The sequence below is a fragment of the Xenorhabdus griffiniae genome, assembly GCF_037265215.1.
GTDB lineage: Bacteria > Pseudomonadota > Gammaproteobacteria > Enterobacterales > Enterobacteriaceae > Xenorhabdus > Xenorhabdus griffiniae.
In genome coordinates, this window is sequence record NZ_CP147737.1 from 3,563,212 (window position 1) to 3,578,479 (window position 15,268).

General features: G+C 45.0%; 16 protein-coding genes and 1 pseudogene. 13 read left to right on the forward strand and 4 right to left on the reverse strand.

Annotated features, from left to right (window positions below; genetic code table 11):
- Positions 1-14: 14 nt before the first annotated feature.
- From hofC to yacG, 4 genes are all read left to right on the forward strand, one after another.
- A complete protein-coding gene (gene hofC, locus WDV75_RS15940; RefSeq protein WP_338861208.1) occupies positions 15-1,160 on the forward strand; it encodes a protein transport protein HofC in 1,146 nt (381 codons plus the stop codon).
- Positions 1,161-1,292: 132 nt separating this feature from the next.
- Positions 1,293-1,916 carry a dephospho-CoA kinase gene (gene coaE, locus WDV75_RS15945; protein WP_273570812.1) on the forward strand — a complete coding sequence of 208 codons (624 nt, stop codon included), beginning with the start codon at positions 1,293-1,295 and terminating at the stop codon, positions 1,914-1,916.
- A complete protein-coding gene (zapD, locus tag WDV75_RS15950) occupies positions 1,909-2,667 on the forward strand; it encodes a cell division protein ZapD (protein WP_273570810.1) in 759 nt (252 codons plus the stop codon). Before coaE ends, zapD begins: the two co-directional genes overlap by 8 nt.
- A gap of 186 nt (positions 2,668-2,853) precedes the next feature.
- Positions 2,854-3,060, forward strand: coding sequence for a DNA gyrase inhibitor YacG (gene yacG, locus WDV75_RS15955; RefSeq protein ID WP_189760658.1), 207 nt, complete (start codon positions 2,854-2,856; stop codon positions 3,058-3,060).
- A 205-nt stretch (positions 3,061-3,265) separates the two neighbouring features.
- Here yacG and mutT read toward each other — a convergent pair whose 3' ends face one another.
- Complete coding sequence (mutT, locus tag WDV75_RS15960) at positions 3,266-3,670, reverse strand: 8-oxo-dGTP diphosphatase MutT (RefSeq protein WP_273570807.1); 405 nt, start codon at positions 3,668-3,670, stop codon at positions 3,266-3,268.
- Between the two features lie 230 nt (positions 3,671-3,900).
- Between mutT and WDV75_RS15965 the strand changes: the two genes are divergently transcribed.
- The 4 genes from WDV75_RS15965 (at position 3,901) to WDV75_RS15980 (ending at position 10,916) form a co-directional block, all read left to right on the forward strand.
- Complete coding sequence (locus WDV75_RS15965; protein WP_273570805.1) at positions 3,901-5,478, forward strand: ATP-binding cassette domain-containing protein; 1,578 nt, start codon at positions 3,901-3,903, stop codon at positions 5,476-5,478.
- An 88-nt stretch (positions 5,479-5,566) separates the two neighbouring features.
- On the forward strand, positions 5,567-5,734 hold the full coding sequence (locus WDV75_RS15970; RefSeq protein WP_338860121.1) for a hypothetical protein: 168 nt from the start codon (positions 5,567-5,569) through the stop codon (positions 5,732-5,734).
- Between the two features lie 11 nt (positions 5,735-5,745).
- The gene (locus WDV75_RS15975) at positions 5,746-10,365 is read left to right on the forward strand and encodes an RHS repeat-associated core domain-containing protein (RefSeq protein WP_338860123.1); all 4,620 of its coding nucleotides are present in this window, start codon (positions 5,746-5,748) and stop codon (positions 10,363-10,365) included.
- A gap of 14 nt (positions 10,366-10,379) precedes the next feature.
- Complete coding sequence (locus tag WDV75_RS15980) at positions 10,380-10,916, forward strand: hypothetical protein (protein ID WP_273570429.1); 537 nt, start codon at positions 10,380-10,382, stop codon at positions 10,914-10,916.
- Between the two features lie 69 nt (positions 10,917-10,985).
- On the opposite strand, the gene WDV75_RS15985 is transcribed toward WDV75_RS15980, so the two are convergent.
- Both WDV75_RS15985 and WDV75_RS15990 read right to left on the reverse strand, forming a co-directional pair.
- Positions 10,986-11,306: a SymE family type I addiction module toxin gene (locus WDV75_RS15985; RefSeq protein WP_273570428.1), complete on the reverse strand. Its 321-nt coding sequence runs from the start codon at positions 11,304-11,306 to the stop codon at positions 10,986-10,988.
- A gap of 97 nt (positions 11,307-11,403) precedes the next feature.
- Positions 11,404-11,652 (reverse strand): helix-turn-helix domain-containing protein, encoded by a 249-nt coding sequence (locus WDV75_RS15990; RefSeq protein WP_273570427.1) that lies wholly within the window; start codon positions 11,650-11,652, stop codon positions 11,404-11,406.
- Positions 11,653-11,805: 153 nt separating this feature from the next.
- Here WDV75_RS15990 and WDV75_RS15995 point away from each other — a divergent pair.
- Both WDV75_RS15995 and WDV75_RS16000 read left to right on the forward strand, forming a co-directional pair.
- A pseudogene (locus WDV75_RS15995) lies at positions 11,806-12,528 on the forward strand (RHS repeat-associated core domain-containing protein); the annotation flags it as partial.
- Positions 12,525-12,941, forward strand: coding sequence for a hypothetical protein (locus WDV75_RS16000; RefSeq protein ID WP_273570426.1), 417 nt, complete (start codon positions 12,525-12,527; stop codon positions 12,939-12,941). The pseudogene WDV75_RS15995 and the gene WDV75_RS16000, both read left to right, overlap by 4 nt.
- A 67-nt stretch (positions 12,942-13,008) precedes the next feature.
- On the opposite strand, the gene WDV75_RS22180 is transcribed toward WDV75_RS16000, so the two are convergent.
- Complete coding sequence (locus WDV75_RS22180) at positions 13,009-13,353, reverse strand: SymE family type I addiction module toxin (protein ID WP_422399069.1); 345 nt, start codon at positions 13,351-13,353, stop codon at positions 13,009-13,011.
- A gap of 432 nt (positions 13,354-13,785) precedes the next feature.
- Here WDV75_RS22180 and WDV75_RS16010 point away from each other — a divergent pair, with 432 nt between their 5' ends.
- From WDV75_RS16010 to WDV75_RS16020, 3 genes are all read left to right on the forward strand, one after another.
- On the forward strand, positions 13,786-14,043 hold the full coding sequence (locus tag WDV75_RS16010) for a hypothetical protein (protein ID WP_273570425.1): 258 nt from the start codon (positions 13,786-13,788) through the stop codon (positions 14,041-14,043).
- Between the two features lie 206 nt (positions 14,044-14,249).
- Complete coding sequence (locus WDV75_RS16015; protein WP_338860127.1) at positions 14,250-14,579, forward strand: hypothetical protein; 330 nt, start codon at positions 14,250-14,252, stop codon at positions 14,577-14,579.
- Between the two features lie 104 nt (positions 14,580-14,683).
- The gene (locus tag WDV75_RS16020) at positions 14,684-15,262 is read left to right on the forward strand and encodes a DUF4291 domain-containing protein (protein WP_273570423.1); all 579 of its coding nucleotides are present in this window, start codon (positions 14,684-14,686) and stop codon (positions 15,260-15,262) included.
- The last annotated feature ends 6 nt before the right edge of the window (positions 15,263-15,268 follow it).

The window sequence follows — 15,268 nt, forward strand, 5'->3', positions numbered from 1 at the left end:
AGCACGGAAAAGCCATGACAGGGGAGAGTATTGGGCACAGTAAAAAAAGTGTATTTCAATACCTAAGCCATCTTGATCTTCAACCCTATTCCATTGAGTGTAAAAAAATTATTTATTACAGCAAAAAAGAAATTGCCTATCGCCTGCATTTTATTCACCAGCTAAGCACATTACTGACTTCGGGCATCCCTTTACTCAAGGGACTGACTATTTTACGTCAAGAGTGCAAATATGCTCTCTGGCGATGCGTATTGGCAGATATAATTCAGAAAATTCGTCAAGGAGAGGCATTCTCCACAACACTTAAACACTATCCGAAGTTATTTTCTCCCTTGTTTTGCCAACTTATCGCAGTCGGAGAACAAACCGGCCAGCTTGAAAACTGCTGCCAATTAATCATTGATCGATTGGAACAACAGAATAGGTTAAGGAAGAAAATTCAAAAAGCTTATCACTATCCCTTGATAGTCGCTTTTGTGAGCTTTTTGGTTATTATTCTGATGTTGATTTTTGTTCTGCCAGAATTTCGGCAAGTCTATTCTTCGCTAAATGCTACCCTACCCTTGTTAACCCAATGGGTTCTATCCGGTTCTGATTTATTGATCCACCATGGCGTACCAATACTATTAGTAATATTTATATTATTAACCAGTTATCTATGGCTACGTCACCGTTTTCCCATTTTTAAAGCAAAAGAAAAAATGCTCTTTCTGAGGCTCCCTATTTTCAGACAACTCATAATTTATCAACAGACTAATCAAATATTTCATATTCTGTTTATGACACAGAAAGCAGGGTTAACTCTAATGACAGGGCTTGAATGTGCTCTCAGTGCAACCCAGCATCCTGTTTTTATCGCTGGTGTGAAAAACTTGCACAGACAAATTCAACAAGGCACTCCCATGAGTAACGCATTAAAGCAAACAGCCTATTTCCCTGCGTTATGCCAACAATTTGTCATGATAGGCGAAGAATCTGGAGAATTAGAATTATTTCTATTCAATCTCGCAGAGTGGTATCAAGAAAAATCAATCAACCTTGCTGATAGTTTGGTTCAATCATTAGAACCTTTGTTAATGTTAATAATGGCCTTAATTGTCGGTTTATTATTACTGGCTATGTATCTGCCTATTTTTCAATTAGGTGCAATATTAACTTAACAAGGTTTTTACATGTTTCGTTATCTTTTTCCAAAGCTGCAAAAGCAGGAGTTGTACGCGTTTGTTTATAGCCCATTAGCTTCCCTTGAGTTACAATTTGATTATGCTATCAGAGATATTTAAAGGGATAGAATGACTTATATTGTTGCACTTACGGGTGGAATTGGTAGCGGTAAAACGACTATCTCTAATGTATTTTCATCCCTTGGTGTCCCGCTTGTTGATGCAGATATTATCGCCAGAGAAGTTGTCGCTCCTGGCACTCCCGCACTACAAGCCATTATAGCGCACTTTGGGGTCGATATATTATTGCCCAATGGCAGCCTTAATCGCGCAATGTTGCGCCAAAAAATTTTTGCTGCCCCAGAAGAGAAACTGTGGCTCAATGCACTTTTACATCCACTAATCCAAACAGAAACACAGCGGCAATTAAACCAAGTGACAGCCCCGTATGTCATCTGGGTCGTTCCTTTGCTCATTGAAAACAATTTAATGCATTTGGCAGATCGTGTTTTAGTTGTTGATATCCCAGTTGAAGTACAGATTACCCGAACCATGGCTCGTGATGGAATAAACCGTGAGCAAGTAGAAAATATTCTGGCTGCACAAGCCAGCCGTCAGGACAGACTGGAAAAAGCAGATGATGTCATCGTTAACCACAACAGTGAACAGGATATTACCTCTCGTGTGGCCGAACTACATCAACAGTATTTAAAACAAGCAAAATCAGTCAGACAGGAAAACCGTAATGAGTGATGCACCATCCACTATTATTTTTGAACATCCACTCAATGAAAAAATGCGTTCATGGTTGAGGATTGAGTCTTCACTGCAACAGTTGGAAAAACAACGTCATCTGAATTCTCAGGCGAGTAGCCTTTCGTTTTTCCGTACAATTGCTGAATTAATTGAGATCATGGAACGCGGTGAAGTCCGCTCTGAGTTATTGAAAGAGTTGGATCGCCAACAGGCGAAATTAAAACAATGGCTCGGCGCCCCGAATGCCGATACGGCTATGATCCATAGTTTGACAGAGCAACTTAAAGAACGCAGTATTGCCTTGAGCCAAGCGCCACGGCTTAATCAATTTATCAAAGAAGATCGTATTATCAGCATGGTACGTCAACGTCTCAACATCCCTGGAGGATGTTGTAGTTTTGACTTGCCAACATTGCACCTGTGGCTGCATTTACCACAATCTGTCAGGGATAAATCCGTCACAGCCTGGTTGGACAGCCTTCGTCCGTTACAGCAAGCCCTGGAAAGCATTCTGGAACTCATACGCCACTCCGCCGCTTTCACCCCCAAAATCAGCCATAACGGATTTTATCAGGGGAATGCCGATGAAGCCGATTTATTGAGATTAAAATTGGATGTGGTGCCAGATACATTGGTTTACCCACAAGTCTCCGGCTACAAGACACGTTTCGCCATCCGTTTTTTACCAATGGATAGTGAGCATGGTGTTGTACCTGCCCATTTGTCATTTGAATTGGCCTGCTGTTAACATGGGCCCAATAAATTTCGAGTTGCAGCACGACATTAAGGGGATAAATTCCCAATAGCATGACTCATTCTGTATTTATATCACTTTGCATTTATAAGTACGTAACTGAAACAATGTGAGTTAAGAAAAAAAGCTGCAATGTGAAAATGGAAGGTATGACCTTCAAATTAAGCGGGAGAAAGTATTATGTCTGAAGTATTGACTGTCGAATGCCCAACGTGTGGCAACACGGTAGTATGGGGCGAAATTAGCCCATATCGCCCATTTTGCAGTAAACGTTGCCAATTAATCGACTTGGGTGAATGGGCCAGTGAAGAAAAACGAATAGCAAGCCAAAGTGACAGTGCAGAAAATGATAGCTGGAGCGAACAGCCTGAACAATATACGCATTAAACTTCAAGTTGTAATTTACAACACGCTATGAAACCTGATTTCTCCCCCGCTTCGCGGGGAGAAATCACACGCATCTTGAAGTTAGGTTGGTATATTAGGTTGGTATATAAGTAATACCACGTAACGTTACGTTATCGCGGTGCCCGTTTTATTTAGCGCCGCTTATATTGAATGATTTAACTTACCCTAATTAATTAAAAATCCTTTAGCATGAGCCATTTCCGGTTAAAAAACCAACAATACTGCGGTTTGCTGGAGGAAATTCATCAGCAATTAATTCTGATTGTAAAACCCAACGGGAAGGTTGCCCTTCTTTACCAAACGGCTCATCTTCCCATTCATCAACCAGGAAAAAATCAAGGGTGATACTTCTATCAGGAAACTCGTGTTTGATGGTGTCAATTAATTCACAATGCGTTACTGTGATCCCAACTTCTTCCTTTAATTCTCTAACCAATGCTTGTTCAGATGTTTCCCCCTGTTCAAGTTTTCCTCCGGGAAACTCCCAAAAACCGCCCATATGTGAATCAGCCCTACGCTGAGTGATAAAAATTTCATCATTGCTATTTTTAATAATACCTGCTGCAATATGCAGATGTTTTTTTTCCATAATCGCTTTTCTTACCGTCTATTCTTCAACTTAAGTAACTCTCCATTGCAGGTTACATTAGAATGAGTTTAAGCCGCAAATTTGTATTTCATGCAAAGTGATATCGCTTTTTATTACCAATTACCTCTCTGGAAAAAACAAATCATGTGAAAACAAGCTGTAAACAGTGTCTGAAATTAACCTACAAATAGCTTGAAATGACTATTTTAAACATTAAGGAAGCACGGTTTATGCTAAATGATGTTCAATCATTGATTGAAGCACGGCAAATCGCCTATCAATTTTCTGGTGAAACAAGCCCCCTATTTTCTGGTATCGACATATTTTTAAACGCAGGACAACATGCATTAGTTGGGCGCAATGGTATTGGTAAATCCTGGTTGGCAGCAATACTGGCACAGCAGATCCTTCCCACAGAAGGTAGTGTAAAACACTTTTGTGAGGTAGGTTATTTATCACAAGGTTTAACACCTTTTTCCGGTAATGCCGCAGATCTGCTGGGATTAACCAAAATCATGAATGCCAATGAACGTGTCCTGGCAGGAGTTGGTGATGAAACAGATTTTGATGTTATGGAAGGAAACTGGGACTGGCAATTTCAAACTGAGTCTTTATTGGCAGAAGGTGAACTCAAACCAAGCGTATTAAATCAACCTTTTAGCTCCTTGAGCGGAGGAGAACAAACACGGATCAAGTTACTGGCGCTGAAATGTCAAGGTGCAGGTTTTATGATTCTGGATGAACCAAGCAATCACCTTGACCGACAAGGCCGCCTTTGGCTGGCTCAGTGGTTAAGTGCTTTTGATGGCGGAGTTCTGTTGATTACCCATGATACCCAACTATTACAGCATGTATCGGTTGTTTACGAACTCAGCGGATTAGGGTTATCCCGCAGTATCGGAGGATGGGAAACCTGGCTGGAAAGTAAAGAGCAACTACGGCTGGGTATTCAACGTGAGGTGGATCAAACCAGAAAAAACCTAAAACAAGCCTTACGTGATAAGCAAAAAGATCGTGAGAAAACCAGCAAAAGGCAAAGTCAAGGTAAGCAACGGCGGGAAAATGCCAATCAGGCTAAAATCCTTCTTGATCACGCATTAGGACGCTCAGAAGCAACATTATCACGGATAGCAAAACAGAATGAAGAGCGATTACAACGCAGCTCTTCATTAGCCGCAGAAGCCAGAACAAAACTCGAAATTATCGATCCACTGTCAATCGCTGTTGCAACTCCACAAGCAGCAACTTCTCCGTTACTTTACCTTCAGGATGTCATTCTGCCCTTTGGCTCCGACACTCCCATCAGTTTAACCATTAATAATGGTGATCGCCTCGCTATTACAGGTAAAAATGGCAGCGGAAAATCCACCTTATTAAAGGTAATGGCAGGTTTACTAGAGCCGAAACAGGGTATCTGTCGTATCACTCTTTCACACAGTCTGATGGATCAACATTTTTCGTTCCTGTATAAAAACCAATCCGCGTTACATAACTTCCAATTACAATCACCAGGCTGGACAGAAGATCGTTACCGTACTCGGTTAGCACAATTGCGTATTCGCGGTGAGGAGGCTTTGAAACCTATCAGTCATCTCAGTGGAGGAGAACAACTTAAAGTCGCGCTGGCTTGCCTGTTTTGCGGGCCATATGCACCTGCCCTGCTGTTATTGGATGAACCAGATAATCATCTGGATATTGAATCACGTGAGCTGCTGCAAAAAGCACTACATGATTTTTGCCTTATTCAAAACAGGAAGCCCTCTATTTTCAGCTTATGGTCAAACGGGAAAAATAGGTGCGCTGAATAAGCGTACCTTGCCTGCCGAATATGACGATGTCCCTGTTAAGCCCATTGCCATTTTATATTCCATCGGCCTGACTTCAAGGAGACAGACAGTGTCAGAAAAAGAGAAAAAATCCCTCACCATATTGCAGGAAGGAAAAACGCGGTTAGAACAGGGACAGGAAGTAATAACCAAACAGGAGGAGCATACTAAAACGGTACGGGCTGGTAACAAACTGGTGTTGCGCCACGGGGATAAATTTGGGATGAACGGGGAATAAAGCAGGAAACCATGGTAGAAAACAACGGAACCAGAACAGACAGCAAGGCGGCTACTCAGGCAGAAGAATCGACCAGCCCGAAAGCGCCTGATACCCCTAATGAACCGCCCAAACCGAACTCCCCGTTACCACAAAAGGTACGGGATGACAGCCCGACAGGGGAAGGCAATACCATCGGTAAAATTGTCGGTCAGGCACCACAGGCAGCCAATCCACCGCATGAAGCTAATGCGGTAATACTTCCGGAAACCAAAGAAGAAAAAGGGCTTTGGTCGCAGATAAGAGATTACTTTGACACGGGTATGATAAATTCTGTGAATGCCGATGCAGAAGAACGCGCCGCTATATTGGCTATGACCGGTCAGACAAAAGCCGCAGAAAACTTACAGGCTGTGACAGAGAACGCCCGGCAGAATGCTGATAAATTTCGTGCGACTGATATGGCTATTGGCGCAGCGAAACGTGTCAATAACATGGCTGTCGATGCCGCAGAAGCGGTAACAAAACTTCAGGGGAATGCCTCTGCACTGGAAGCACAGGCTCGTGCGGCTGAACTGGAAGCTCTGGGACAAAAACGCGCGGCCGAAGGTTTACGTAACACGAGTGTTGCCATCGCTCAAAATACTCAAGAATTTAATCTGGATGCCAAACGAAAGCGTTTTGATAATCCGATGCAGGAAGGCGGAGCAATGGCAGTAGATACCGGTATGACGGTATCTTTAGCAGGCGAAATACCCAATATACTTAAAAGCATTAGCGCCTTTTTTACCCTCGGCAAAACGGCCGCTAAGGGGGCTGCCAAACAAGAAGCCAAAGGCGTCGCGAAAGCGAAAACTCAGGCAGCAGGAAAAACTAAAGATGGGAGCGGGGCTCGCATTAAGAGGGCGTCGAAAACAGACGCTAAAACTATCGATAAACCCGAAAACCACGCCCCGGATCAGGCCAAAAATACGTCCAGCGACAAACAAGGCAATAACCCGGAAAAAACCACGGGGGGCGGTGACCCGGTCGATATGGCCACCGGTGACTTCCTGCAGGTCTGGCCGGTCATAACAATCCCCGGCCTGTTGCCCCTCACCCTGACCCGGACCTACCGCTCCACCGCCAATCCTCAGGGGCTATTCGGACCTAAATGGGCCGATGACTGGTCGCGTCAACTGGAGATGAGTGACGGCAGGGTACTTTACACGGATGCCGCCGGTGTAGTTTACGACTACCCCACACCGGATAACACCGTCTCGTCCCGAAATAAGCACCTGCCCCACTGCCTGCTGACCGGTGAGCGGGACGGCGCACTGAGCCTGACGGACAGCCGAACCCAGCTCACCCATCATTTCAACGCCATAACGGGCAATATCCGCCGTTTGTCTGCCATTACCGACCGCCGCCAAAACACCATTTATTTCCATTACGACAAACAGGATCGGTTAACGGCAGTCGTGCGTAATGACGGTATCCGGCTGGTACTGGACTATCAGGACGGGCAACTGCAAGCGATTGATCTGATTGATGGTGACCACCAACAGCGCTGGGTCACCTGCGGCTATGATGCACACGGCTATCTGGCAGAGTGCAATGCCTTCCAGCATAACCACCTGTGGCATGAATACAACGCACAGGGCTGGATGACCCGCTGGCACGACACCGACCAGACCGACCTGTCGGTGACCTACGATGAGCGTGGACGCGTGCTCAGCACCGCCTCGCCCAGTGGTTACTGGTGTGACCGTTTTCGCTATGACGAGGGCACCCGCACCACCACCTATCTGGATGCGGAAGGCGGCGAAAGCCGGTTCATCTATAACCCGGACGGGCAGGTTATCCGGGAGATTGACCCGCTGGGGCGCGTCACCCGCCGCCAGTGGCAAAACAGCCAGAAAATATGGGAAGAAGATCCCGCCGGCCATGTCACTACCTTTGCCTACAATCCCGACGGTGCCCTGACCGAAATGGTTCTGCCTACCGGTGACATTTTTGCCTATGGCTATGACGAACACGGGCAGCTTATTGAAAGTGTCCTGCCAACGGGTGAACGCTGGCGCTATCACTATGATGAGCAGGGTAACCTCACCGAACTGACCAATCCACTGGGGCACAAGGAGGCGTACCACTACGGCACCCACGGTGAACTATGCCGGCGCCTCCTCCCCGATGGCCGCGAGTGGCACTATACCTACGACCAACAGCTGCGCCTGGCGAACATCATGACCCCGGACGGCGAGACGACTGAACTGGCACTGGACATGCTGGGACGCCTGCGTGGGATCACGAATGCCCTGAAACAACAGACCCGCTACCGCTACAGCGACGACCATGCCGGTCTTAATGGCAGCCTGACCGACATCACCCTGCCCGATGGCGTCACCCAGTATCTTGAATATGACAGCGAACGACGTGTGGTAGCGGTGACTGACGGCGAAGAGCGCACCACGCGCTACACATACGGCGCGTTTGATCTGCTAACACAGGTGACCCGTCCCGATGGCACGACGCTGCACTTTGGCTATGACCGTCTGACCCGCCTGCAATCGGTCACGGCGTCCACCGGCGAAACTTACCGTTATGAGCGGGATGCGGCCGGCCAGATTATCCGCGAAACCGATTTTACCGGCCGCACCCTGGAATATCAGTACGATAAACTGGGACGTCGCACCCAGGTGCAATACCCCGATGGTCAGCAACTGCGCTGGCACTATTCCGCGGCGGGGTTGCTGGTCAGACAGGAAAGCGGGCAGCCAGAAGAAAATCAGTGGGTACTGAAAGCAACCACCACGTACGAATACAACAAACGCCATCAACTGGTGAAAGCCGCCAATGCCGATGCCGTGGTGGAATATGAGTATGACAAGACCACGGGCCTGCCGATTTGTGAGCGTATCAATGGGCGGGAAATCACCCGCGAATGGGACAGCCTGACCGGGCGGCTGATCAGTGAAAGCCTGGAGGGGCACACCCTGCACTTTGGCTATCACCCGTTATCAGGCGCGCTGAATCATTTTCAGTTTAACCAACATGCCCCACTGACACTCCGGCACGATGCACTGGGACGGGAAACGGTACGCGAAAGTGCCCGCGGATTTATCCTTGCCAGCCGTTATACCGCAACGGGTTTACTGGCCCATCAGTCAGCCGGGCGGGACAGTGCCTTTTTCCAAGAGGCGCTGTCACAAAACGATCCGCATTTTCCTCCCCAGGCGACCGCCGTCAACCGGAGCTGGCAATACGACCGGGCGCATAATGTCCGGGTTATTGACGACAATTGGGGGCAAACCCGCTACCGTTATAATACCAACGACCAGATAGTACACACGCTGTTCGAGGGGTTACGCCCCCATGAAGAGCAATTCAGTTACGATGCCAACGGCAACCTGCGCCAACATTTGCCTGTTGATGCGCAGGGCGCAATGGAACAGTTTACACAACACCAGCAGGCTGGCCGGGTGGTACAACGGGGGGATTCGCGTTATCACTATGATGATAACGGCAGACTTATCGAAAAAATCGAACAGTATGACGGCTTCCGCCCCCAGGTCTGGCGTTACCGCTGGGATACCCAAAACCAGCTTACCCACTTAGAAACCCCGGATGGCTCGCGCTGGCAGTATTGCTACGACCCGTTTGGTAGGCGAATTCGCAAAATCAAAGAACGCGATGGAAAACTGACCGCCGCTAATTTGCAACTGTGGCTGGCGGGCAAGCCGGATTTGCCGGATAATCCCAAGGCGCTGGGCGGTTATGATTACCTGTGGAGCGGTGACCAGCTGATTGAGGAAGTGCCGTTTCAGCGTGACGGCACCCGGCTGGAAGAGAAGCGCGTGCGCTGGCTGTATGAGCCGGGCAGCCTGACGCCAGCGGCGCGTTTTGAGCGCGGCAAACTGCATTATGCTATCCATGATCATCAGGGCACCGTACGGGAACTGCTGGATGAACAAGGGGAGATGATCTGGGGCCAGCACCTGACCACCTGGGGCCACGCCGAAAAACGCGGCGGCGTCCCGTCCCATCACCCGGATTACCATGTTCAGTGTCACTTCCGGTTTTTAGGGCAATATTTTGATGAGGAGTCGGGTCTTTTTTACAATCGGCACCGCTACTACTCGCCGGAGACTGCGCAGTACATCAGCCCTGATCCCATTGGGCTGAAAGGCGGCCTTAATCCTTACGGGTATGTGCATAACCCCTCTAATTGGATCGACCCCTATGGGTTGACAGGTGGATTTGGCAATAAAGGAGATAATGGGGATACCGTCACAGTGTTTAGAGTTCAAGGAGGAATACCTCCCAATGCAAGTCATCACCGAATAAGAATAGATGATGCAGGAAACCCTAAAATTCAAAATGCCACTTTAAATATTAGTATTGGTGATACTAAACATGCTGAGCACTTTAAGAATATTAGGGGAGGAGATGCTGAAATCGTTTCATTCGAAATACCTAAATGGCTTAACGAATTTATTAAGGAAAATGCCATTCCGCAAAAAGGTTATAAGACAAATCCATTAAATCAGAAGGGAATGGCACCTAAAATAGTAGATCCAACAACTCCCGGTGACTCATACGAATTCCCTAAAGTGTGGACTAAGTGGCTAGAAGAAAATGCTGTTCCCGGCTCTGGAAAAGTAAAAAAATAAATTAAGGTGGTTATATGTTTGAGGAAGATGATGATTTATTAGCCGATGATAATGTTGTTGTTGCAATAAAGAACGATAACATTATTACTTGGTATCAAGCAGACAGAGAGATATGGGTGCTAGATAGACAAAAATGGCATAAGGATTTTGTTGACAATGGCATAGCTTGTCCAGAAGACAGTGCTGATGATCGATTCGGTATTTTAATTGTTAATGATTGCACTAAAGAAAAATTTCTTGAAAATATTTTTCCTTTTAAGGTTGATAATAAAAAACTAAAGGAATTTAAAGAAAAAATACAAGACTCTTCTTCTTGGTGGGACTCTCACGAGCTATTTCCAATGGCATTCATTGATTTTGATTCAAAAAAATTAAGTGCATGCTATCCATGCCCAGGAAAAATACCTGTAGAAAGATATGTTCCAGATGGTTGGAATGGTGAGTTCGTTGATTTTATGCGTAAATTTGATGAAAGTATTTTGCCTAAGGATGAAAAGTATTGGGTCATTGATGATATTGACTATTTAGAAAAACTTTCTTCCTTATTTTAATAAAATAGCCGGAAAGATCCCCGTGATCTTCCGGCTTTGTTCTTTTCAAGAGCCGCTCACTCCCTGCCCTTAGTTGCTGTTGTAGTCGCCAAGCAGTTCCCGCATTCTCAGCTTAATTTCACTGATTTGCTCTCGCTGGCGCTGGTATTGCTGTTTGAGGCTGTAAGTCTCGTTACTGTCAGGAATGAGCACTAAACAACCGTCCATAATCTTAACGGTCAGTGTGCCGCCAATCTCAAACCCGGCCTGCTTAAGCCACTGCCCTTTCAGGTGTATCGCAGGTGGGGCATTGGCCTTGTCATTTTGCGGCACGTATCCCACGGTGTAATAACGTTCGGTTTTTGCCGCTTTATTTACGGCACGGTTTTGCCTAGAATGCGCCTTAGCCATAGTAACTACTCCTATAGTTGCTTGTGGTTAGCGGCTAGGTCGTGCTCCTACACGGCCGAACCGCGTTAAAAACATTCTCTCTACTTAGCTGCCAGTTCTATTTACTCCGACTGAATCGGTTGGCGTCATGCTTTAAAATCAATGACTCCAGAAGAACCCGCGCCACTTCCTTCTCTTCAGGGGAAAATTGGCTAACCGCTTCAAACTGTAAAAGCAGTTCTTCATCCGGCCCTCGTTCACCTTCATCAAAAATCAGCGTATCTGCTCTCACAGAAAGAGCACGGGACAGCTTACGTATCACATCCAGCGTAGGCTGTACTTCACCTGATTCATAGCGGCGTACCATTGTGATAGCGTGCCACTCCCCACAGCCCCAAAATGCACGTCGGGGTCAAAAAAGTTGGCAGAGCAAAATGGCCGCCGTTCGCTTCTTTGCAAGCCTTGCCCTGTGCGGGCTGGCGAAGCCGTGTGGGTATGACTGCCTCGGAGATGATGCCCCACCGTACGGGAACTGCTGGATGAACAAGGGGAGATGGTCTGGGGCCAGCACCTGACCACCTGGGGCCACGCCGAAAAACGCGGCGGCGTGCCGTCTCATCACCCGGATCACCATGTTCAGTGTCACTTCCGGTTTTTAGGCCAGTATTTTGATGAGGAGTCGGGCCTTTTTTACAATCGGCACCGTTATTACTCGCCGGAGACTGCTCAGTACATATCGAGTGATCCCATCGGATTGCTGGGTGGATATAATCCTTATGGATACGTGCATAATCCGACTGGTTGGGTAGACCCGTTTGGGTTGGCTGGGGCACAGGGGAATAAAGGGGATTATCTTATAACGTATCGCGGAGATACACGAAGCTTCACTGAAATTTTTGAAAAAGGATTTGAGACACTTGGCCCAAGCAAAGATTTGCTTAAGCATGCATGGGATAATAAAAATCCTCCAAGTGATTTTGTCAGCACTACTCTTGTTCCGAAAGAAACCATTAAATTTGCGACAAAATATGGAGAAAAAAGTGGCTATATGTACACCATGAAAACTAACCATGGTATAGATGTAAATAAAGTTTTAGGCAAGGATAGTCCTTATCCAACTGAAGTAGAGATTGCAATGCCTGGAGGTGTCAAATCTGAAGATATATTAGGTGCCAGAGCAGTTAATGCCGATGGAGAAATGTGGGACTATACTATTTTAAATCCAAAGAGGTATGGAAAATGACAGATGTCGATAAAAGAAAAATCAACATAATAATAAATGGGAAAAAAGAAGAAGCTGAATTACATTTGATTACTTCTCCTGATAGGCATTGTTGTTTAAGAATATTTCATAATAACAATCAATTGGCAGAATCAAATGACACTGATTATTTTTCATGCCTTATAGATTTAAGAAACCAATTAAAAGATATAGTTTTTCTTTGTAAAGGTGCAAAAATAAATGTATATCCATCGGCTATGTCGAGGGATATGTCAGATGGAATAGTGGCTTATGAAAATACATTAGGTCAACATGCCTCATCTGAAGATACGGTTCATATATTTTATTTTGAAGATCAAGATGTTGATGTTACTCCAGAAGAACAAAGAGAATTCCATTTTAAATGGATTGAATCATTACGACAAAATAATTAATTTATGAGTTTAGAGAAAGCCGGAAAGATCCCCGTGATCTTCCGGCTTTCTTCTTTTTAAGAGCGGTTTACCCCCTGCCCTTAGCGGCTTTTGTCGCCGCCAAGCAGTTCCCGCATCTTGAGCTTAATCTCACTGAGCTGGTCTTGCTGGCGCTGGTACTATTGCTTAATGGTGCGGGTGTCTCGCTGTCAGGGATGAGCACCAGACAGCCGTCCATAATTTTAACGGTCAGTGTGCCGCCAATATCGAATCCAGCCTGTTTAAGCCATCTTCCCGCTAAATTTATCGCGGGTCCCTGCCAAAAAGCGGAACACCGTGCCTCCGTCCCAACCTCGCTGCACTGGCTGCGCGCGGCTCGCAGTCGCTGTGCTCCTTGCTCGTTCCCGTGAAAAACCGCACAAAAACAGGCTATTCAGTTAATAACAAGGGAAAAGGGGCGCTATACTGCATAACGGCTGACAGCGGAAACAGGGCAAAAGTACACCGGGCAAACAGGTTAAACAGCCCCAAAATGCCTATCGACGTTTTAGGTTCGCGGGGATGGGCGGAACAGGTAAAAAACGGCTCTTTAACAATCTGATAGTCAAGAAAAAAATCACTTAAAACAGTATGACCGCACCGGAATCATCCCTAAGATCCGCTAGGGATGCTGGAGCTTTTGAGACCTATTATCGTTCAATGTCTTTTGAACATTATGAACATTTGCTTCAGACAAGGCAGTTGAAACCAACTTCGGAAACATTTTTATCCCCAACCTAAGGCTTTTCTGAAAGCTATACAGGTACACTTGTTCGTTTTGACTTAAATCCTGGTAAATAGGTTTTCATAATACTGAGAGTATCAGATGTTGGAGTTCCTTACCCCGCGCGCCGCGCGGGGTAAGGAACACTCCTATTATTTTGAAACGCCATTTACAACAAAAGTTCTGGAACAAATTGGAGTAAGAGACACGTCCAAAATCACGATGAAGGAATATCCTGATGTGCCAGTAATTAGCAAAGGATGGAATAAATATAATGCTTATTTTAAAGCAGAAGGTGAACAAATAAATGTAGGACTTGGTAAAGGTAAAGCTCTAGATGTATTTAATGAAAATATATAAAAATTTGAAAGAATAAAAGATATAAAAAAGGTTGATTAATATGCAGAGTAAAAAAATAGAACTCATAGATTCATTTATGGGAAAAGAGATCGACAAAGAAACTCTTGTCCAACGGTATATCGATTTTTTTGGAAAAATAGATATTTGCCATGATATTGAATTATCAATAAAAAAAAGATGCTGATGCTATTGATAGTTTTCTATATTTGGCTGCAATCGTAGGATATGAATATAAATGCATTCACATATTGAACGAATTAATATTAGCACAGTGGCATTATAAACACGAAGATTTAGCAAGGCTATTGCATAAATATAGAAAACCTTCTAGTGTTGATGCGTTATATAAGGTATCAACATTTGAATTGGAATATCTAGATTTTGATGACAGTTATGCTTTAGCTGTAAAATGCATTTGGGGATTGGGTGATATAGGTACACCTGAAGCGCTGGAAAAGTTAAAAATACTTTCAATATCAGATAATAAAATAATTAAAGAAAATGCACTTAATCAATTGAAAAGATATTTAAAATAATCGGTGAGATAGTCAAAATAACAGCCGAAAAGGTTTCCATGATCTTCCGGTTTTGTTATATCCACCTTAACATAGCATAATAAATGACAATTAAGTAGCAAAAAATGACCATATTTACATATAAAAACAACCCAATAAAAGCATTTTACACTCCACAATCAGTTAGAGTATATCAGGCGTATTCTACTGTCATTGCTAACAGCGCCGTTAAAAATAACACTTTCGTTTCTCCACCTTTTAGTATGACGCGCATGACATGGATTAAACCCTCATTCTTATGGATGATGTATCGTTCTGGCTGGGGAATGAAAGATCGTGGTCAGGAACGTATTCTGGCTATTGATATCACGCATGAGGGATTTAGAGAAATTCTTCAACAAGGTGTTATTAGTCATTATGACCCTGATTTGTTTCATTCTCAGGAAGAATGGAAAAAAGAAGTTCAACAAAGTGATGTGGTTATTCAATGGGACCCTGAACGAGACATTAATTTAAATAAATTAGAACAGAGAACCATACAGATTGGTCTGCGTAATCAGGCTGTGGAACATTATGTCAACCAATGGATTATCAACATCGAGGATATAACGAGTAAAGCACATCGTATTCATGAGTTGGTAAAAATGAATAAACTGGATATGGCTTACGATTTATTACCGGAAGAAAGAATTTATTTGGGATAATTCAGC